We start from the raw sequence: 20385 nt of genomic DNA, 5'->3' as shown, positions 1-20385 counted from the left end.
TGTTCCCGGGCGCCCGCCAGGGCGCACCGGCCCGACAGATCGTGATGCATAGGTGTGCGTTCCTTCTTTGGCTTGGTGAGTACTTGCTGGGTGACTTACTGATGGGTGTCTTGGCCTGACTTGATGGCTTACTGACTTGAAATGAGGTACTGGGTGACTTGCTGATCATGAGTTGGCCTTGGTGGCACTGAGATTCGTGATGACGTGAAGGTGGTGCGGCTGTTCCCGAAGTTCCTTGAGGACGGTTCCGGCGGTGCCTCGGGAAACCTCGGCCGTTTCGGAGAGCTGATCGACGGTCGGGAGACTGCCGTGGCGCGCCTGGTACTTCCGGGCCTCGTGCAATGCCCGGTCCCGCTTCGGCGACGACGGCGCCACCGCTGGACGCTCCGCCTTCAGCTCCTCCGCGCCACGCGACACGGACCGCTCCGGCTGAACAGAACCGGGTGCCGGGACTGGACGTTCAGACCGCTCCCCCGACACAGGCGCGTCCAACGGCTTCGGCTGGACAAGCCCGGATTGGACGGTCGGCGACTGAACGTCGGCGACCTCCGGACGGTCGGACTGGACGGGTTGCGCCTGAACAACGGTCGGCTGTGAGGTGGTCGCCGTCCGCGCGGTGTCCGTGCTCGGGGCCGGAGTCGGCATCGCGTCCGACGTGGTGGACGGCTTCCGGCTGGCGCGAAGCTCGCTGAGCATGAACAGCAGGTGCGCCACGATCGCCGCCGCGATCGCCGGCCACGCCCCCACCCAGAACCTCAGTAACTCCGGCGGCGGATTCCCCGCCGATTCCGGCGTGGCCGCGGTGAAGCCGCCGACGAAGTAGATCGCCTGCGCCAACCCGGACAGCCCGGCCGCGAGGATCACCACCGCCCACGCGTACCGGCGCCCCGCACCGGACAGCCGCGAGGTCGCCACGTACGCCACGATCGCCAGACCGTCGGTGATCACCGGGTAGGTCCACGCGATACTCGCCAGCACCCCGGACGCCACGACGACCTCGAACAGGCCGTGCGCGGTCGCGACCGCGGCGCAGATCGCCACCACCAGACCCGGCAGCCAGAACCCCGCCGTCGCCCACCGGCTTCCCTGCCCGCTCACTGGCCCCACCCCTCGGTGTCGTCGGCCGTCTGCTCGGCGGCGTCCTCGGCGTTCCAGCGGGCGCACCGCTCGGCACGCTCGGCGTCCTCGTCGGTGGGGTCGTGCTGCTGCACCGCGTCCTCGACTTCCTCGACCGCGCGCCCGCATTCGGCGACCCGGCCCACGAGCGGCGTGTTGGCAAGGCGTTGCCGTGCCGCAGGAACATCGACAGACCAGAAATCGCCGGTGTCGTGTTCCTGCTGGCTGCACGTGCCGCACTGGGACACGTCCTGCCCGCAGCTGGAAAGGTGCTCCTCGATCCCGTCCGCTTCCCGCACGAGGGCCCGGGCGTCCTCGACGGTCATGCCCTCAGCGGCGGCGGCCAGCTCGGCGCGGACGGACGCGCGGCGCTGCTCGATGTACTGCTCCTCTGCGTCCTCCTCCGACAAGTCACCGTCGGCGTCCTCGTGGAGAACCTGGTCGATCCGGGCGACCACGTCATCGGTGTCAGCGGCGACGTGACTGGTTTCGTCCTGTTCTACCACCGGCCACTCGCTCGCCTGGCCGTCGCCGGACGGGGCGATCGACTCCTGCGCGAGCGCCTCGTCGATGTCCGCGTCGAACGCGTTGAGCACGGTGAGGTAGGCGGCGCGGGCCGTGGGTTCGTCGACCCCGCCGTAGATGTCCTCCACGTCCAGCTCCCGGGCCATGGCGGCGGCGTCACGAGCGGTCAAGGCCGGGTTGTCCTCCTCGACACGGCTGTGCACGGCGACAAGATCGAGCGCGGTCCGCAGGTCCATCTCCGGCAAGTCCCCGCTCACGTTGCCGTCGCGAGCAGGAAGATTCCGCGCGATCCAGCCACCCGGTTCCGGGGCGTCGTCCTGCGCGGCATCGGACTCGGCGGCGACGGCGAACACCTGCCCCGGGCTCTGGGTGTCGCTGCACAGCTCGTGCCACTGACCGTCGACCTGAACGCGAGCGATCACCCCGTCGCCGGACGTGTCCCACTCCGTGGCCTCCACGATGTGGCCAGCCTTCCTGGCGTTGAGTTCCCAGGCTTCAACCGCCACGTCCTGCCAAGCCCCGTCCTCGCTGTACAGCACTCCAGGCGGTGACACGTTCGCCACAACCCCCGTCACACCCACACTGGCAACAGGCGTGGAAGAGCCCGAGGCGGATGCGGTCGGGTTGCTCTCCGTCGAAGCGGACGAGACCGCCTCGTCGACGGCGTCGGCCGCCGCGGTGTTGTCGGGTCCGTCGATGTCGGCGACGAATCGCTGGGCTTCCTCGATGTTCCATAGTGGGGTGTGGTGCCCGACGATGTCTGCGACCGCTGTGTTGTGCGCGGCCTTGTGCGTGGTGCCCGCGTCCCGTTCCCGGCGGTACACCACGATCGTGTCGGCGGCCACCTCGATCCCGTCCTCGCAGGAGTCAATCGCCTGCACTTCGGCGGCGTCATCGCTGAGGCCTTCGTCCTTCAGCCGCACGAAGCGGTTCACCGCTGCCGCGGCGATGCCGTAGTTGCGGCGTGCGTCCTCAGCGAAGTCCTGCGCGGTAGGCTCGTTCTCCCATCGCTCCGGCTGCTCCGCCGTGCCAAGTGCGTCGTCGCGTTCGGCGCGGGCGGTCTCGGCGAGGTCCACCTCCGAAGCAGTCGACTCGCCGTGGTCGTTCTCGTCGATCTCGTAGGAAATGTCGTCGTGGTGCAGCGGCACCATCTCGGTCGCTGGCACATCGACCCAGCCGTTCGCCCCGTTGCTGAGTTCCAACGGAACCGTGACTACACCATCGTGCTCGATTGCGTCGTCGTCGGCGACGTACACCTTGCCGTTCCATTCGAACCCGTCACCCGCACGCAGGAATCGTGCCGACAGCGAGTGCATAGCGACGGGTGGCTGCGATCCAGGCTCGACGTCTCCTCGCATCGGGGCGACGTCAGCACCGTTATCGGCCACAACTGCGTGTGCGTGATCCACAGTGCGTCCCTGGGCGGACCACGGTTCGAGCTGCCAGTTCTCGCGGGCGCCGTCCTCAGCGCGGCGTAGGGCGGTGACCATGTCGACGCCGTCCCTGAGTAGCGCCTGGTAGCGCTGTTCGACATCGGCCTCGTAGGTGGCTTCGTCGTTGCGCAGCCGGGCGGCGGCGGCCTCGGCCTGTGCGGAAGTTCCCGGTTCGTTGGTACCCACAGTGGACTCTTCTCCGGTGTCCTGGGCGGTTGCCTGTTCGGCGGCGGTGGTGGCGGCCAGCTCGGCGAGGTCGAGCGGTTCGTCTTCGGCGCCGCGGCGCGCGGTGTAGAGGTCGAGAGCGGCCTGAGCGACCGCGAGGCTGTCGCCCTCGAACATCCGCAGGGTTTCGGCGCGGGCGTCGGCCTCGCTGTTGGCCTCACACAGGACGTTCTTGAACAGGTCGATCGCTTCCTCACCAACGGTGTAGGCGCGATCGAAAGCCAGCTGCGCGGCCTCCTCGTCGACCGGGTCGGGCACGTCCGGCTCGAACAGGTCCTCTCCGACCTCGTCCGCGACGGTGCGGTCCGGGGGGATGGGGTCCTGGGCGGCGGTGTCGGCGGCGATCGCCCGCGCCTCGTCGGGCGTGTAGCCGACGGTGAGCAGCTGCTCGTAGTCGCTGACGGCCTTCGCGCCGATCGGCGACACCCGCTCCAGGCGGTGCGCGATCTCCTGCGGCGGAACGCCTTCCTGCTGCCAGGCCAGATACGAGCGCATCGTCGCGTCGGCGATCTCCCGCTGTCGCAACTGCTCCGTGGTCTCGCCAGGGTCATCAAGGACGTCGTGGGTCGCGGCCACGCGGGCCTGCTCGACCTGCTGGGCGATCTCCGCCTCTTCCCACGGCTCGTTGCCGACGGCCAGCTCGGCGGCCCGGGCGGCGTAGCCGTCGGCGGTTGCGGTGGCCTCGGCGGCTTCGCGTTCCAGCCGCGCCCGCACCACCGGGTCGGTGGCGCCGGCGGCGGCGGTGGAGCGCAGGAACGCGATATCGCGGTGCCGTTCCGCGGCCAGCCGGGTCGCGGCCTGGGTCAGCTGATCCATCCACTCGGTCATCGCCGACCACCCCCGTTGCGGCGGCGCGCGGCCTCGGCCGCACGGGCATCGGCGACGACCTCGGCGTCCGGTTCCGGCGCGGTCTCGGTGCGGGCCGTGCCCCACCAGGCGGCGATCGGCGCGAGCGCCGTCCCGGACGGGACACGCGGTCCGGGCAGGAACAGGGTGCCGCCGTCCTGGTGGTTCTCCAGCGAACAGTTCGCCGTCGCCGCCTTGATCCGCTTCACCACACCGGGCCGGTACCGGTCGTGCCAGTCCGCGGCGCGGGCCACGGTGGCGTCCCGGTCGACGTAGGCGGCGAGCCAGGAACGCATGAGGCTGACGAGTTCCTCGACCACATCCGGGTGCCACCACCAGCACTCCGGCAGCTCCGCGCCGTGGTAGCGCAGATACACCCGCGTCAGCCACAACGACAGCTCCGTGAGCACGGTCTGGGCCTCGTCGGCGCCGTCGGCGTCCTCGCCGTCTGCCAGGTCCAGCCACGACAGTGGCCGGGTCTTCGTCCCCGGTTCCTCGTCGGCGAGCTGCTCCACCAGGCCCTTGACGACCTTCGCCAGCTTCGTCAGCTGCTCCGGCAACGGCTCCACCAGCTCGTGCAGGGCTTCCACCTGCTGGGGCAGTGGCGTGACCGCCTCCATCGTCATGCGCAGGCCCTCGACCTCGCGGGCCAGACCGGCGACCGCGGCCGTGGTCGCGAACTCGGGCTCCTTCTTCTCGCTGGTGCTCATCGGGCACCGCCGCTCTCGACACCGGCGACCAGGTAGGCGTGCGCCATCCACGAGCGGGCCAGCTCCAGGTGCCGACGGGCGTCGACCGTGTCCCGAGCGTCGGCGGCGGCCAGCGCCGCGCGGATCGTGTGAGCGAGGACGTTGAGAACCACGTCGGCGGGCACGACCCGGCACTCCGGCCGCAACGCGCGGCCCAGGCCGAACAGCACGGCCGCGGGAACGGCGAAGTCATCCGGGCAGGAGATCATCGCGGCTTTGTGCAGGAACACCGCGTGGAGCGCGATCACGGCGTCTTCGTTGGTGTCGTACTTCGCGAACAGCGGCCGTAGCAGCTCGACCTCTTCGTCGATCATGGTGCGGCGACCAAGCGTCGACAGCTCGGAAACCTTGGCGATCATGTTCGCCGGGAGGTCAGCGAGGAATTTTTCGTACGTGGACGTCATCGGGAGATCACCTCAACGAGGTCGAAGCGGGCATGGAGTTCGGTCCAGGCGGCGTGGTGACGGCCGTCTGCGGTGTGCCACAGCCCGTCCTCGCCGGGGAACCACAGGTGCATCAGGTCGTCGCGGACCACCGGGTGGTCGGTCGGGGCGGGTTTGTCGGCGACGCCGGCGGCGAGCCACACGCGCGGGGCGGTGGGGGCGCTCATCAGAACGTCACCTCCGGGATCACCTCGGCGGCGGCCGACCAGTCGAGCGCGTCGGACTCGGTGCCCGGGCGGACCGTGTCGAAGGTGCGCGCCACGAGCTCGGCGAGGTCGTCGCGGCGGAATACCACCCAGCCGCACCCGCCCGGGCTGGACAGGCCGACAGTGATCAGGTCGCCGCGGGCGGTGACCCGGACGTCGCCGATCCCGGCCCGGCCATCGCGCAGCGCCTCGGCCAGCAGGTCCCGGCCGATCACCCAGTCCGCGCCGGGGAAACCGAACGTGATCCCGTACGGCTCCTCCGCGCGATAGCGGGCGTCCACCACGGCGGGGCCGGTCGCGAGCAACACGTGCAGCGCCGACTCGATGACAGTCATCGCACACCCCCACCCGCGACGGACGCCAGGCGGCGGCCGGTCTCGGAGACCACCCAGGCCACGAAGTCGTCCCGCACACCGGGGGCGACGTGGGCGTCGAGGAACCGGGTGATCTGCCCGGCCGTCTGGCCGTGCACGGTGCGCCACACGGTGATCTCCACCAGCACCGCCACCAGGCGGGCCGATTCCCCGGAGTGCTCGACGAACTCGCGGGTCAACTGCGCGATCACGGTCGTGATCCGGAACGTGTCGACCGGCATGAAGGGCTGGTTCGGGTTCATCGGGTCCGGCCCTCCCCACGCTCATCGGTGCCCGGAACCTCGCTGGCCCCGGCGATGTGCGCGTCGAGTTCGGCGTCCAGCGCCGCCAACGGGTCTGCGGCGCGGGCGCCGGCGGCGGGTTCCGGTTCGGTGTCCAGGCGCACGGCCTCGACCCGGACGGCCCCGGCCTCGTGCTCCGCCTGCGGCGGCACGACCGCCTCGACACGGGCACCACGGCGGTTCGCGGCCCAGTCCTGGGCACGCGTAACCCACGGCTCGACCCGGTCGGCGAGCATGTCGACGAACGCCCCGGCCTTGGTGAGCCACAGCTCGCGGCGCTCGTCCCACCGCATCAGCAGTTCGCTGTGGCGGGCGCGGCGCTCGATCGCCTTGACGTCGCGGCGCTTCCACGCCATCTGGAGCTTCCCGATCGCGACGGGCATCCCCCGCCGCACGATCACCGCGTGCAGCTCCGGGAGCTGCGAGATCTGCCCCGGCGTCAGCACCGGCACTCGCTGCGGCGTCCGGCCCGTGACGTGGCCGTCGTTGTCCTCGGTGGCGACCATCTCGTGCCGGTCGGAGGTCAGCAGCGAATACGCCTGGAGGTCGTCCGGGTCCTTCTGGTTGGCCAGGACCAGCAGGGTCGAGGAGTTCGTCAGGATCGCCGAGCACCCGGTGTCGCCCCACCGCTTCCGCAGCTGCGCGCGGGACTGGGCTCCGATGTGGATAGTGATGTTGCGGCCACCCATGTCCGAGGTCCAGTTGTCCAGTGGAACCGGGCAGATCAGCGCCGCCTCGTCCAGGACCATCGTCAGCGCGGGGTCGAGCCGCCCACCGGGCGATTCGGAGGCGATGCGTCGGGCCTCGCGGGCGATGTGCGCGGTCAGCGCCGCCACCAGCGGGGCCGTGTGGCCCTCTTCGGCGCCGAGCATGTAGACGGTGCCGCGCTGGTCGAGCAGGTCGGCGACGTCGAACGCGCCACCCGTGGCCGCGGCCCGCGCGGTCGGGTCGGTCAGCCACCCCAGCGCGGGCATGATCGTGGTCGTGATCGACGACCTCGTGCGGTCGTTCGTGGTCAGGAACTGCCGAGCGGTGGTCTCGAACGCCGGTTCCGGCGAACGGCGCAGCAAACGCAGCACCTCATCCGCCGCACCGTCCGGGTCCGCCACCCACGACTGCACATCCACCATGTCCAGCTCACCCAGGGCGGCGGCGTGCATCAGCGTCGCCAGCGCGCGGCGCGCCTGCGACACCCAGTGCTCCCGCTCGTCACTACCGCCGTCGGGCAGCAGATCGCTCGCGCGGTGCGTCGCGGTCACCGGGTTCGCGCACCCGGCCAGCGGGTCGAACGTGATCGTCGAGTCCAGCTTCCCCAACCCCGACGGGTTGAAGACGAACACCGGGCCGTGCTGCCGCTCGCGCAGCTGCGCGGTCAGCTCGATCAGGTCCGTCCGCGTGGAGGTGGCGATCACCGCGCCCGGGGCGTCGAGGATCCGGCACGCCAGCTCACCCGTCTTGCCCGACCGCGGCCCACCCAGCCGCAGCGTCACGTCCTCCACCGGCGACCAGATCCGCTGGAACCCCACCCGCGCCACCGCCGTGGCGTACTCGGTCACCGGCACCCGGCGGCGGGTCCACCACAACGCCCGCTTCAACCCCGGCTTCAGCACCTTCGCCTTCCGCCGCATCGCCGACTTCGACGCCACCCTCCAGATCTGCCACCGCGACGCCACACCACCATTCCGCCGCGAACGACGCGACCACTTCCCGATCAGCCCCGCCGAACCATTCCGGCCCCGCAGGCCCAGGAACGCCGCGACCGCCAGCACCGGGCCGCCCAGCAGCAGACCCCATGGCCACACCTCATAGCCCGGCGTCACCTCCGGAACCCAGCCCGCGAACCAGACCGACAAACCCGTCAGCCCGGCCGCGACCGTCACCAGGCGTGCCGCGTTCCCCTTCACCAGCTCCGCCAGACCGAACACGCCGGCCGCGACACCCGCGACCACGAACCACGGCCACACCACAGCGGCCTTCACATGCCAATCACTCAACAAATTGCCCAGCGCGATCAACACGACCGCCGTCAGAAGGGCCCCGAACGTGCGCATCAGGCCACACCCCCAGCTGCGGCTGCCTGGTCGCGCCAACGCGACGCCCATTCGGCGACGTCTACGCACTGGCCCACGGCCAGCACGTCGCTGATCAGGCGTTCGACGACGACGCGGGGCACGACATAGCGCCCGCCGATCTTGAGCCCCGGAAAGCTGCCGGAACGCAGATGGCGGTACATCGTCGACTGGTCGAGGCGGAACAGTCCCGCTGCCTCAGCGACGTTGTAGAAGGTCGGTTCGGTTCGAAGGTGTGCAGGTGACGACGGCTTTTCCGACGATCGACCTGCTTGAACTGCGTTGTCCACGTGAGTGCCTTCCCCTGGACCGAGCGGCCACTCCACCCGGTGTTTATACCCCCTAAACCTCGTGAGCCGCATGTTTGGCATCGCGTTGTTTAGGGGGGATAAACGGAAGAGTAGGCCCCTTCCGCGAGAGGTGTCAACCCCCTCTAAACTGACGGCCATGGCGGATGTGGATGACTTCGACGCTGTGCGCGGGGACAACGATCCGATTCGCCGCGCGCGCCGTGCGGCGGCGCTACAGACGCACTACCAGCAACGGGCCACCGAGTTGTCTCGCTTGCGGAAAGCCGCGATCGAAGAAGCGCACCGCGACCTGAACCTGAGCTACACCGAGATCGCGAAAGCGCTCGGCATCACGAAGGGTCGGATCACCCAAATCCGAGGCAGTGCGCCTGCTCCGGAGCGCGCGTTCTTTGGCGTGGGACCGGTGAGTGTCGGAGTTCCGCTCCGGCACGGCACCGACCACCGGATGCGGACGTACGTCGACGCTGCGGACATGACCGCTCAAGCGCAGGCCGAAGGCATCCTTGCAAGCCTCTCGCTGGCCGCGGAGACCTTCAATATCGAACCGGATCTGGAGACGCCGCCGGCAGGCGACACGATCGTCATCTGCGGCCCGCGCTCAGCTCCCGTCGGATCACGGCTCCTCGCTCGCGACAACCACCTCGGCTTCACGCGTGAGGACGAACGCTGGCGACTCGACGATCGCGACTCGGGCGAGCGCTACTTCTCACCTCGACTCGAAGAGCCTCCTCGCGACGAAGAGTTCGGCTACTTCGCGCGACACCGCGAGGAAGATCGCGTCGTGATCCACGTGGCGGGCATCACCGCGGTCGGCTCCAGCGGCGTGCTGCACTACCTGCAAACAAACGTGAGAGATCTGTTCACGAAGCAAGGTGACGTCTCGTTCAGCATGATCGTCAAGTGCAGCTTTTCAAGCGACACAACGGTTACGTCGAGCGAACTGGTCGCAGGCCCGTACAGGTGGTGACGCGTATGCGGACGGCTACAGCTCAAACGCCTCCCCCTTCGGAAAGTCAGGACCGGGTGCTGACAAACGAGCGCATGGTGCTTGTTCTCGACGGAGCCAGCGCCTTTGAACCCGTTGACGTGTCGACGGCGCTCTACGTTGACTACCTCGCAGCCGCGATTCAGGCCAACCTTGAGGAAGAGCACGACGTCGACCTGCGAACGGTCGTCGCCGACGCGATCCGAGACACCGCAAGCAGGCTCGGACTTCACCCAGGCAACTCGCCGTCCAGCACGATCAGCCTGCTCCGCGCCCGCGAAAGCCATATCGATCTACTCTGCTTAGGCGACAGTGCGATCTACTACGGCGCGGACAGTGATGAGGTCAACATGCTGACCGACGCTCGACTGTCCAAGCTCGGGATTCCCGAGCACAAGGCCTACCGCGAACGAGTGGCAGCGGGCCACGGCTACGACTCCCGGCACCGCGAGTTGCTCGCGGCATTGCAACGCGAGCAGCGGAAGCGGCGTAACCGAGCGGGCGGGTACTGGATAGCCGAGGCAGACCCGGATGCCGCCTTACACGCGGTTGTGAAGACCTTTCCACGGAAGGAAATCTCGTGGGCCGTGCTCGCGACCGACGGAGCTTACAGTCCAATGCTCCACTTAGGACTCGCGAACTGGGCACGTTTGGCACACGGAAGTGAAGCTGAGCTGGGGAACGTGCTTGACATCTGCGTTGCTTGGGAGAAACGAGACGACCCGAACGGCCGCGCACTCCCGCGAGCGAAGGTCAGCGACGACAAGGCATTGGCGGCAGTCGTTCTGTAAGCCCTAGTCGTCGGATGTGGACCGGGAGGGCCGAAGCTTCGGCATCGTGCTACCGATGGTTTCCGCTGCGGCTTTGTCGGCAGCTCCGACCCACGCCGCGTAGTGCCGAAGGGTGGTACTGCCATCCCCATGTCCGAGTCGACCGGCTACCGTCCGAAGGTCAACGCCGGCGGTAAGCAGCTGGGTCGCTGAATAGTGACGCAGTTCCTTGAGCTGCGTCTTAACGCCGAGCTTCGCGACGAGACGGCCATACCGGCGAGTTAGCGAACTGGGGTCCCGGGGCTTGCTGAAGTCGGGTTGCGCAGAGAAGACCCAAGTTCCACCACGCAGCGCGAGCCCCAGGCTCGACAGCTGCCGAATCGTGGCAGCTCTGAGCTGTTCAAGCAATCGCACGGTCTCAGGATCGAGCGAGACTCGTCTCCCCTGGTGAGTCTTGGTGTCCTTGAGGATCATCCCGTCCGGCCCTCGGACGTAGTTCTCATCGAGAGTCACGACCGCTGCATCGAGGTCGACGTCTTCCCACTGAAGCGCTGCGACCTCACCGCGGCGAGCACCGGTCACTGCGGACAGCCAGACATACGTCCCCCACTCAAGGCTGACCTCATGTGCAGCTTCGATGATCCGGGCCATCTCCTGACTCGACGGCGGGCGAGGTTGCGATTTCCGCTTGGTAGGCAAGCGAACACTCGGCGCCGGGTTGTATGGGATCCGCTTCCAACGCACCGCAGCACTCAGCGCTCCGCTAATGACCCCATGGATCGAACGAATCGAGGAGGCCGAGTAGGGCTTGCACACATGTGGCTGGCACTCGACCACTTCGCAGCCTGTCGATACGCAGTCGTGGTTAACCAACTCATCGGCAGTCGGTCGTCCAGCTCTCCGACGATGTTTCACCACGACTCGGCACTCGTGCTTTCCGTCGACTCGATGCTCGACGAACGGCTTCCCGTCGCAACGCTGTCGACAGCGCCGCAGGTCCGCGTAGAACTTCTCCAGACGCTCAGGCGCGTCTCGCATGAGCAGAACCAACGGAAGGTCGCCGAGCACAGGACGAATGTGATCCCGGATCATCCACTCGTAGTTCATGCGGGTCGTGGGATCGATCTCCGCCTGCGGAAGCCACTGATCAAGAAGTGCGCCAAAGGTCGACCTTGTCCGGGCGACCTTCAAGGAGTCCGCTTCATGCTGGAGCCGCGTCCGGACTTTCTCGGCTTCCTTCAGCGCAGCACGCTCGGACCGCTCGTTTCCCGGCTTCTCGATCGACACCGATTCCGTGAGAACGATCCGCTCCCCCGTCGCAGGGTCTTTCCCTGCGGACACTCGCACCTGGAATGAGTCACGATGGCGCCGAATGCTGCCGCGCTGTCGCCCACCCTCGATCGAACCCGTGGTCACCACGCATCTCAAGCTAGCAGGGCCGGTGGACCAAACCGTGGACCAAGATCCACTTCGCGACAGTTCGAGAGAACTTCCCGGAACTAAAATACGCTGGTCAGACAAATATTTGATCTTGAGCCGCCAAGGGGGCTCGAACCCCTGACCTTCTGTTTACAAGACAGATGCTCTACCAGCTGAGCTATAGCGGCCGTGCCCAGGGCAGCCCGGGCACGGCCAGTATATCGGCGCCCGTTCAGCCGTCCGCAGGGCGCACCCAGGGCTCTCCGGCGACGGTCCGGAAGGCGTGCGCGAACGTCACGGCGGTCGCCGGGTCGCGGCGGTCGGCGACGTAGTACCAGTTCATCCGGACGGCTTCCGGGGTCACTTCGAGGACGCAGGGGCCGTGCGAGTCGAGCTCGACGAAGCGCACGTGCGGGTTCAGCGCGCGGATCGCGGCCTCCACCTTCAGCGAGCCGGTCCGCGGCGGGACGCCGAGCTGCTCGTCGATGTTGTCCGAGGTGACCGACGGGCAGACGAACTCCACGGCGACGCTCGTCCCGTCCCTCGGCACGTCGTTCGCCCACGACGAGTGGACGTCGCCGGTCAGGAACACCGTGTTGCCGCGACCCTGCGCGGCGATGGTGTCGAGGACCCGGCGACGGTCGGCGGTGTAGCCGTCCCACTGGTCGGTGTTCACCGTGGTCGGCTGGCCGTCGAGCAGGTCGTCGAGCGCGAGCCGTTCGCGGGTGGGCAGCGCGGGGATCTTGATCGGCGTGACCATCACCGAGTTCCCGATCAGGTTCCAGGACGCGGTACCGCGCGCGAGGCCGTCCAGGAACCACCGCCGTTGCTCGGCGCCGAGGATGGTGCCCTCCACCGAAGCCGGGCCGGGCTGCCGGGTCCGGTACGTCCGCAGGTCCAGCATGGTGAGGTCGGCCAGCCTCCCGAACTTCAGCCGCCGGTACAGCCGGTCGCCGCGGTGCCGCACCGGCATCCATTCGAAGTACGCCTGGTGCGCGGCCCGCACCCGGTCGTGCCAGCGTCCCTCGGTCGCCGGATCGTGTGACGGCGACCCGCCGGACCAAGCGTTGTCGGCGGCCTCGTGGTCGTCCCAGGTCGCGACCATCGGGTGACGGGCGTGGAGCCGTCGGAGGTGTTCGTCGGTCTTGTACATCGCGTGGCGTTGCCGGTAGTCGCCCAGGGTGATCAACTCGTTGGGCGGTACCGAAGGCCGGAGATCACCCGCAGGGTTGGGATTCCCTTCGTAGAGGTAGTCACCCAGGTGAATGAAGGCGTCCAGATCGTCGCGGTCGGCCAGGTAGCCGTAGGGGGCGAAGTGACCGACAGCCCAGTTGGCGCACGAGACCACGCCGAACCTCAGGCTCGCGAGGTCCTCGTCGTGCGAAGGCGCGGTGCGTGTCCGCCCGGACGGCGAGACCTTCCCCTGAGCGGTGAAGCGGTACCAATACTCCGTCGACGCGCACAGCCCGCCCGCCGTCACCTTCACCGTATGGTCGCGTTCCGGCCCCGTCCGGACGTGACCGCGAGCGACGACGCGCGCGAATCCGGCGTCTTCGGCCACCTCCCACCGGACGTCCGCCGCCGCCCCTTTTCCGGATCCCGGAACCGCCTCCGGCGAAGGCGTGACACGGGTCCAGAGAAGGACCGAATCGGGCATCGGATCGCCCGACGCCACCCCGTGCGAGAAAACCGGGGCCTCCGCCCCGATAGATGCACCCGAAAGGGTGAATGTCGCCGCTGTTCCGGCGGCGGTGACCCCGGCCGCGCGAAGAACGGATCGCCTGCTCACGGAGGACGCCATGGCATGCAGTGTGCCGCAAACCGGCGCGCCCGCGACGATCTTCCTCCGACGTGGTGGACGCCACTTCGGGTTTCCTGCAACGGTCGAGGCACCGGCCCCGATGCTCCTCGGGAAAGTCCCTCGAACCAGAGTGAGGAGGTGGATCGATCATGAAGATCAACGAGCACACCAAGGGAGCCCAGCGCGGCGAACGCGGTGCCGAAAAGAACCAGGACGAAACACCCGAACGTGGCGAATGGCTGCTGGAAGCGCCGCGCCAGCGTGACGGAGAGCGATCGATCCCCCAGGCTCGCTCGCACCGGCCGAATCTGCTGCGCCGCCGCGCCTGGCAGATCCTCGAGGCGCCGACGGCGGAGCAGCCCGCCGTCGAGGCCGACGAGGCGATGGGCCCGAAGCCGCCCGACGACTCGACGGTCAACTTCGTCCTGGACCTCGCCCTGCGTATCGGCGAGGTCCAGATGTCGAGTGGCGCCGGCGCCTCCGACGTCACGGCGACGATCATCGCGCTGACCTCCGCGCTCGGCCTCCCGCACTGCGAGGTCGACGTGATCTTCACGTCGATCACGGTGACCTGCCACCGCGGCACCGACATGGCCCCGGTCACGGCGCTGCGCGTGGTCCGCTCGCGCAGCCTCGACTACACGCGGCTCACCCAGACCGAGACGCTGGTCCGCCGGATCGTCCGCGGCAACATCGGCGCCGAAGAGGCCCAGCAGGAACTCCAACGGATCACCACCGCGCCACACCCGTACCCCCGCTGGGTGGCCACGGCCGCCTGGGGCGGGCTGGCCGCGTTCATCACCCTGATCCTCGGCGGCAGCATCGACGTCGCCCTGGTCGCCCTGGTGATCAGCGCGGTCATCGACCGCCTCGGCCGCTTCCTCAACCGCTTCGCGCTGCCGTTCTTCTTCCAGCAGGTGATCGGCGGCCTGGTCGCGACCCTGTCCGCGATGGCCATAGTCAGCAGCAACCTGCTCACCACGGACAAACCCACGCTGGTCGTCGCGGCGGCCGTCACCGTGCTGCTGTCCGGTCTCTCCACGGTTTCCGCCGTGCAGGACGCCATCACCGGCTATTACGTCACGGCGGCCGGGCGCACGATGGAAACCGCGCTGATGAGTGCCGGGCTGATCGCGGGCGTGGTGCTCGCGCTGAAGATCGCGGTGCTGCTCGGTCTCCCGCTGACGCCGCTGCCCGAGGTCGTCTCGTCGACGCCGCAGGACCTGCCGATCATCATCCTCGGCAGCGTCGGCGCGTCGGCCTGCTTCGCGCTGGCCTCCTACTCGACGCTGCGCGCGATGATCGTCGCGGGAGCGGCGGGCGCCATCGGCGGCGCGGTCTACGGCGCCTTGATGCTGACCGACTTCCAGGCCGTCAGTTCGTCCGCCGTCGCCGCCACGCTGGTCGGTTTCTGCGGCGGCGTGCTGGCCAGGCGGCTCAAGGTGACGCCCCTCGTGGTGGCTGTGTCCGGCATCACGCCCCTTCTCCCCGGCCTCTCCACCTATCGTGGTCTATACCAATTGGGCGTCGAGCCCGGCGGGAACATCTCGACGCTGATGACCGCGGTCGCGATCGGGCTTGCCCTGGCAGCGGGTGTGGTACTCGGCGAATACCTGGCGCAGCCGGTGCGCACGGGGCTCGGCAGGCTCGAACGCAAGTTCGCCGGGCCGAGGATGGCGGGCCCGATGGAACCCGCCGAACGACGCTTGGAGTGATCGCTCGGCGACCGGCCGCGGCCTCCTCGCGCGATAGGGTTTCCGCCTAGGGCAGCGACCCGCGAACCGAGGGAGCGGCTGGTGGACGAAGTGATTGCCGAGACGAGCAGAACGGCCTCCGCGGATTTCGTGGTGGTGGCGAACCGGCTCCCGGTGGACCTCGAACGGACCGCCGACGGAAGCAGGCGCTGGACGGCGAGCCCTGGCGGGCTGGTGTCCGCGCTCGAACCTTTCCTGCGGTCACGCAAGGGAGCCTGGGTCGGGTGGCCGGGTGTGCCCGACGTCGACGTCGAGGAGTTCGACGACGACGGCCTGGTCCTGCACCCGGTCTCCCTGACGTCGGACGACGTCCGTGACTACTACGAGGGCTTCTCCAACGCGACGCTCTGGCCGCTATACCACGACGTGGTGGCACGGCCGGTGTTCGACCGGAGCTGGTGGGAGTCCTACGTCCGGGTGAACCGGCGTTTCGCCGAGGCGAGCGCCAAGGTCGCCGCCGAGGGCGCGACCGTGTGGATCCAGGACTACCAGCTGCAGCTGGTCCCGGCGATGCTCCGCGAACTGCGTCCCGACCTCCGGATCGGGTTCTTCCTGCACATCCCGTTTCCCCCGGTCGAGTTGTTCATGCAGATGCCGTGGCGGACCGAGATCGTCCGCGGCCTGGTCGGGGCCGACCTCGTCGGGTTCCACCGGCCGGGTGGCGCGCAGAACTTCCTCTGGCTGGCGCGGCAGCTGGCAGGCCTCGAGTCCAGCCGCGGCGCGGTCGGCATCCGCACCCGCCCCGGCCTGATGCAGGTCGGCGACCGCACGGTGCGGGTCGGCGCGTTCCCGATCTCCATCGACGCCATCGGCCTCGACAGACTCGCCAAGACCAAGGGCGTCGCCGAACGCGCCGCCCAGCTGCGGCGCGACCTGGGCAATCCGAAGAAGGTCCTGCTCGGCGTCGACCGGCTCGACTACACCAAGGGCATCGACCTGCGGTTGCAGGCGCTGCACGAGTTGCTGCACGAAGGCCGCGTCCGCCCGGAGGACGTCACGTTCGTCCAGCTGGCCACCCCGAGCCGTGAGCGCGTCGAGCACTACCAGCGGATGCGCGGCGACATCGAGCAGATGGTCGGGCGGATCAACGGGGAATTCGCCCGCGTGGGTCACCCGGTCGTGCATTATCTGCACCAGTCCGTGAACCGGACTGAGCTGGCCGCGTTCTTCTCCGCGGCCGACGTCATGGTGGTCACTCCCCTGCGTGACGGGATGAACCTCGTCTGCAAGGAGTACGTCGCCTGCCGCCACGACCTGGGCGGCGCGCTCGTGCTTTCGGAGTTCGCCGGCGCCGCGGCGGAGCTCACCAGCGCGCTCCTGGTCAACCCGCATGACCTGGACGGGGTGAAGAACGCCTTGGAGACTGCCATTACGCTCGACCCCGCAGAGGGACGCCGCCGTATGCGCGCCATGCGTCGACAGGTCCTCACGCATGACGTCGACCGCTGGGCGCGCTCGTTCCTCCAAGCGCTCGGTGCCGAACCGGCCGACTGATTCCCCCAACCCCCGCTACGTTCCCGAGGAGAAATCGTTGACCGCCGAGGCACTGCCCGCCGAGCTGCGGCGCGCGATCGTCCAGGTCGCGCGCACCCCGCGGTTGCTGGTCGCCTGCGACTACGACGGCACGCTGGCTCCGATCACGGCCAATCCGGACGAAGCCCGGCCGCTGCCCGAATCGGTAGGCGCGCTCAGGTCGCTGGCCGGCCTGCACGAGACGACCACCGCCGTCATCTCCGGCCGCGCGCTGCGTGATCTCGCCACCCTGTCCCGTCTCCCGGCCGAGGTGAACCTGGTCGGCAGCCACGGGTCCGAATTCGACATCGGCTTCATCCACGCGCTCGACGATAAGGCCCGCGAGCTGCACAGACGGCTCGAAGCCGAGCTCGAGAACCTGGTGCTCGACGTGCCGGGCGTCTCGCTCGAGGTCAAGCCCGCGAGCATCGCGGTGCACGTACGCCGCGCCGAGCACGAGGCGGGCCGCCGGGTCCTGCGCGACGTCCACGATGGACCCGCGCGGTGGGAGGGCGTGTCCACGACCGACGGCAAGGAGGTCGTCGAGCTCGCGGTCGTCCAGACGGACAAGGGCCGCGCGCTGGACACCCTGCGCCACCAGGTCGGCGCGACGGCCGCGGTCTTCCTCGGCGACGACGTCACCGACGAGAAGGCGTTCGCCCGGATCTCCGGCCCGGACCTCGGCGTGAAGGTCGGCGACGGCGAAAGCCTCGCGCAGTACCGGGTCCCGGACACCGTCGACGTCGCGATGGTGCTCGCCTTCCTCCTCGAAGAGCGGCGTAACTGGCTGTACGGCGAGCAGGCGCCGCCGATCGAGCGGCTTTCCATGCTGGCCAACGAACGTTCGGTCGCGCTGGTCACGCCGGACGCCCGGCTGACCTGGCTGTGCCACCCCGGGCCCGACGCGCCCGCGATCTTCGCGGACCTGCTCGGCGGGGCCGGCGCCGGACACTTCTCGATCAAGCCGCACCGCAACGGCCTGCCGCTCGGGCAGCGCTACCTGCCGAACACGATGACGGTCGAGACCCGCTGGTCGCGGCTGCTCGTCACCGACTACCTCGAGCCGGAGAGCCCCGCGCACCGTACGGATCTCGTCCGGGTGATCTCGGGTGAGGCGGCGGCGGAGATCGTGTTCGCGCCGCGGCCCGAATTCGGTGGTGTGCCGGTGAAGCTGGTCGCCCAGGGCGATGGGATCCTGGTGCAGGGCACCTCGGAACCGTTCGCGCTGCGCTCGCCGGGCGTGGAGTGGGAGATCACCTCCGACGGCATGAACGACACCGCGACGGCGCTCGTCACCCCGACCTCGGACAATCCGGTGGTACTCGAACTCCGTTGCGGCACCTCGGACCTCGGCGCGCACGAACTGTCCGAAGCGGATCGCCGGGCCCGTGCGGGCGAGTACTGGAGCACCTGGGCGCGGACGCTCAAACTGCCCAGCGTCCAGACCGACCTCGTCGGCCGCTCGGCGCTCACGCTGCGCGGGCTGGTGAACACCGACACCGGCGGCGTGCTCGCGGCGGCGACGTCCTCGCTGCCGGAGGAGATCGGCGGCGTCCGGAACTGGGACTACCGCTATTGCTGGATCCGTGACGCGGCCATGACCGTGCGCGAACTGGTCCACCTCGGCTCGATCGAAGAGGCGGAAGGCTACCTCCGCTGGCTGCACGGCGTACTGTCCACTTTGGCCGGTCCGGAACGGTTGCACCCGCTGTACACGTTGGCGGGCAGCGTGATCGGCGCCGAAGCGGTCATCGAGTCGCTGCCCGGGTACGCCGGTTCGCGGCCGGTCCGCGTCGGCAACCTGGCGAACCACCAGGTCCAGCTGGACGTGTTCGGCCCGGTCGTCGAACTCGTGCAGACGTTGGCGGCGGCGCGCGGCGAACTCCGCGACGAGGACTGGCAGATGGTGCGCGCGATGGCCGAGGCCGTCACGCGGCGCTGGAACGAGCCGGACCACGGTATCTGGGAGGAGCGGCACGTTCCGCGCCACCGGGTGTACTCGCGGGTGATGTGCTGGGTGACCATCGACAGGGCGATCAAACTGGGCGAGGTCTACGGCCGCGAGGTTCCGGGCGCGTGGCCTTCGCTGCGGGACGAGATCGCCGCGGACGTCCTGGAGAAGGGCTGGAACGAAGAGGTCCAGGCCTTCACGACCGCTTACGACGGAACGGATCTCGACGCCGCGTCGCTGTTCGTCGGGCTGACCGGGCTGATCGATCCGGCCGACCCGCGGTTCCAGTCCACGGTGACCGCGATCGAGGCGGAACTGCGCAGCGGGTCCACTGTGTACCGTTACCGCCGCGACGACGGCCTTCCCGGCGGCGAGGGCGGCTTCCACATCTGCGCGGCCTGGCTCATCGAGGCGTACCTGCTCACGGGGCGGCGCACCGAGGCCGAGGAACTGTTCACGCAGATCGTCGACGCCGCGGGCCCGACCGGGCTGCTGCCCGAGCAGTTCGACCCGATCGCGGAGCGCTCGCTGGGCAACCACCCGCAGGCGTACTCGCACATCGGGCTGATCCGCTGCGCGAACCTGCTTTCCCAGTAACCCGCGCTTCACGTATCAGGAAAGGGTCGTTCAGGACGTTTTTCGTCTTGAACGACCCTTTCCTGACGTGCCGGGTGCGGGAATGGTCGGGGTGGGCCGCTACGGTGGGCGTCGTGCTGGCCGAGATGCGCATCCAGGGCCTCGGAGTCATCGAGGACGCCCTGCTGGAACTGCACGCGGGCTTCACCGTCGTCACCGGTGAGACGGGTGCGGGCAAGACCATGGTCGTCAGCGGGTTGCACCTGCTCTCCGGCGGCCGAGCCGAAGTGTCCAAGGTGCGGACGGGAATGCTGAAGGCCTTCGTGGAAGGCCGCTTCGAGCTGGGCGGTGCCGAGGGCGCCACCCGGATCGTCACCGACGCCGGGGCGGAGGTCGACGAGGACGGCAGTGTCATCGCGCTGCGCGCGGTCTCGGTCGACGGCCGGTCCCGTGCCCACCTCGGCGGCCGTTCGGTGCCGGTCGGGGTACTGGCCGATCTGTCCGAGCAGCTGATCGCCGTCCACGGGCAGAACGATCAGCTGCGGCTGCTCCGGCCCGCCGAGCAGCGCGCGGTGATCGACCGGTTCGCCGGTGAGGCCGTCACCGAACCGCTCGAGCGGTATCGCGCCGTCCGGGACGAGTGGCTCGCCGTCGTCGCCGAACTGACCGAGCGTTCCACCCGCTCCCGCGAGATGGCGCAGCAGGCCGACCTGTTGCGCCACGGCCTCGCCGAGATCGACGCCGTCGCGCCGGAACCGGGCGAGGACACGGAACTCACCGAGCAGATCAAGCGGCTCGCCGCGGTCGACGAACTGAGGGCGGCGGCCAGCGCGGCGCACGCCGCCGTCGCCGGTTCGGCGGACGGGGATCCGGACGCGCCCGGCGCCCTGGGGCTGATCGGGGAGGCGAGCCGCCATCTGACCGGTTCCGAAGACGCCGTGCTGCGTGAACTCGGGCCCCGGTTGGACGAGGCGTCGGTGCTGCTGTCCGAAGTGGGCGCCGAGCTGGGCAGCTACCTCGAAACGCTCGACGCCGACCC

Annotated in this window: 17 protein-coding genes and 1 tRNA gene; 6 read left to right on the top strand and 12 right to left on the bottom strand. The window is 69.0% G+C overall.

The window, feature by feature from the left end; all coding sequences use genetic code 11:
• Window positions 1–165: 165 nt before the first annotated feature.
• The 9 genes from LCL61_RS08765 to LCL61_RS08725 are packed head-to-tail and all read right to left on the bottom strand — an operon-like array spanning window position 166 to window position 8557.
• A complete protein-coding gene (locus LCL61_RS08765) occupies window positions 166–1098 on the bottom strand; it encodes a hypothetical protein (protein WP_340686366.1) in 933 nt (310 codons plus the stop codon).
• Entirely contained in the window at window positions 1095–4127 is a 3033-nt protein-coding gene (locus LCL61_RS08760; protein ID WP_340686365.1) for a hypothetical protein, read from the bottom strand. The genes LCL61_RS08765 and LCL61_RS08760 overlap by 4 nt, the downstream gene beginning before the upstream one ends.
• Window positions 4124–4855: a hypothetical protein gene (locus LCL61_RS08755; RefSeq protein ID WP_340686364.1), complete on the bottom strand. Its 732-nt coding sequence runs from the start codon at window positions 4853–4855 to the stop codon at window positions 4124–4126. Before LCL61_RS08755 ends, LCL61_RS08760 begins: the two co-directional genes overlap by 4 nt.
• Window positions 4852–5298 (bottom strand): hypothetical protein, encoded by a 447-nt coding sequence (locus LCL61_RS08750; protein ID WP_340686363.1) that lies wholly within the window; start codon window positions 5296–5298, stop codon window positions 4852–4854. Before LCL61_RS08750 ends, LCL61_RS08755 begins: the two co-directional genes overlap by 4 nt.
• The gene (locus LCL61_RS08745) at window positions 5295–5504 is read right to left on the bottom strand and encodes a hypothetical protein (RefSeq protein WP_340686362.1); all 210 of its coding nucleotides are present in this window, start codon (window positions 5502–5504) and stop codon (window positions 5295–5297) included. Before LCL61_RS08745 ends, LCL61_RS08750 begins: the two co-directional genes overlap by 4 nt.
• Entirely contained in the window at window positions 5504–5878 is a 375-nt protein-coding gene (locus tag LCL61_RS08740) for an SsgA family sporulation/cell division regulator (protein ID WP_340686361.1), read from the bottom strand. The genes LCL61_RS08745 and LCL61_RS08740 overlap by 1 nt, the downstream gene beginning before the upstream one ends.
• On the bottom strand, window positions 5875–6159 hold the full coding sequence (locus LCL61_RS08735; RefSeq protein WP_340686360.1) for a hypothetical protein: 285 nt from the start codon (window positions 6157–6159) through the stop codon (window positions 5875–5877). The genes LCL61_RS08740 and LCL61_RS08735 overlap by 4 nt, the downstream gene beginning before the upstream one ends.
• Window positions 6156–8249 (bottom strand): type IV secretory system conjugative DNA transfer family protein, encoded by a 2094-nt coding sequence (locus LCL61_RS08730; RefSeq protein WP_340686359.1) that lies wholly within the window; start codon window positions 8247–8249, stop codon window positions 6156–6158. The genes LCL61_RS08735 and LCL61_RS08730 overlap by 4 nt, the downstream gene beginning before the upstream one ends.
• The gene (locus tag LCL61_RS08725) at window positions 8249–8557 is read right to left on the bottom strand and encodes a helix-turn-helix domain-containing protein (protein WP_340686358.1); all 309 of its coding nucleotides are present in this window, start codon (window positions 8555–8557) and stop codon (window positions 8249–8251) included. Before LCL61_RS08725 ends, LCL61_RS08730 begins: the two co-directional genes overlap by 1 nt.
• 157 nt (window positions 8558–8714) lie before the next feature.
• Here LCL61_RS08725 and LCL61_RS08720 point away from each other — a divergent pair, with 157 nt between their 5' ends.
• Both LCL61_RS08720 and LCL61_RS08715 read left to right on the top strand, forming a co-directional pair.
• Entirely contained in the window at window positions 8715–9545 is an 831-nt protein-coding gene (locus LCL61_RS08720) for a hypothetical protein (protein WP_340686357.1), read from the top strand.
• 56 nt (window positions 9546–9601) lie between these two features.
• Window positions 9602–10354, top strand: a complete 753-nt coding sequence (locus LCL61_RS08715; protein WP_340686356.1) for a protein phosphatase 2C domain-containing protein — start codon at window positions 9602–9604, stop codon at window positions 10352–10354.
• 3 nt (window positions 10355–10357) lie between these two features.
• Here LCL61_RS08715 and LCL61_RS08710 read toward each other — a convergent pair whose 3' ends face one another.
• The 3 genes from LCL61_RS08710 to LCL61_RS08700 all read right to left on the bottom strand — a co-directional run bounded on the left by LCL61_RS08710 (window position 10358) and on the right by LCL61_RS08700 (window position 13553).
• Window positions 10358–11752 (bottom strand): tyrosine-type recombinase/integrase, encoded by a 1395-nt coding sequence (locus LCL61_RS08710; RefSeq protein ID WP_340686355.1) that lies wholly within the window; start codon window positions 11750–11752, stop codon window positions 10358–10360.
• Between the two features lie 115 nt (window positions 11753–11867).
• Window positions 11868–11940, bottom strand: a tRNA-Thr gene (locus tag LCL61_RS08705).
• A gap of 44 nt (window positions 11941–11984) precedes the next feature.
• Window positions 11985–13553: an alkaline phosphatase D family protein gene (locus LCL61_RS08700; protein WP_340686354.1), complete on the bottom strand. Its 1569-nt coding sequence runs from the start codon at window positions 13551–13553 to the stop codon at window positions 11985–11987.
• Window positions 13554–13702: 149 nt separating this feature from the next.
• Here LCL61_RS08700 and LCL61_RS08695 point away from each other — a divergent pair, with 149 nt between their 5' ends.
• The 4 genes from LCL61_RS08695 to LCL61_RS08680 all read left to right on the top strand — a co-directional run.
• Window positions 13703–15268, top strand: coding sequence for a threonine/serine ThrE exporter family protein (locus LCL61_RS08695; protein WP_340686353.1), 1566 nt, complete (start codon window positions 13703–13705; stop codon window positions 15266–15268).
• Between the two features lie 81 nt (window positions 15269–15349).
• Complete coding sequence (locus LCL61_RS08690; RefSeq protein WP_340686352.1) at window positions 15350–16801, top strand: trehalose-6-phosphate synthase; 1452 nt, start codon at window positions 15350–15352, stop codon at window positions 16799–16801.
• Between the two features lie 37 nt (window positions 16802–16838).
• Window positions 16839–19367 carry a trehalose-phosphatase gene (otsB, locus tag LCL61_RS08685; protein WP_340686351.1) on the top strand — a complete coding sequence of 843 codons (2529 nt, stop codon included), beginning with the start codon at window positions 16839–16841 and terminating at the stop codon, window positions 19365–19367.
• 113 nt (window positions 19368–19480) lie between these two features.
• Window positions 19481–20385, top strand: a 905-nt coding sequence (locus LCL61_RS08680) for an AAA family ATPase (RefSeq protein ID WP_340688532.1), incomplete at its 3' end; no start/stop codon positions are given.

The organism is Amycolatopsis coloradensis (assembly GCF_037997115.1).
In the GTDB taxonomy this organism is placed as follows: domain Bacteria; phylum Actinomycetota; class Actinomycetes; order Mycobacteriales; family Pseudonocardiaceae; genus Amycolatopsis; species Amycolatopsis coloradensis_A.
Note: the sequence above shows the minus strand (reverse complement) of the source record. Positions and strands in the feature narration are given on the sequence as shown.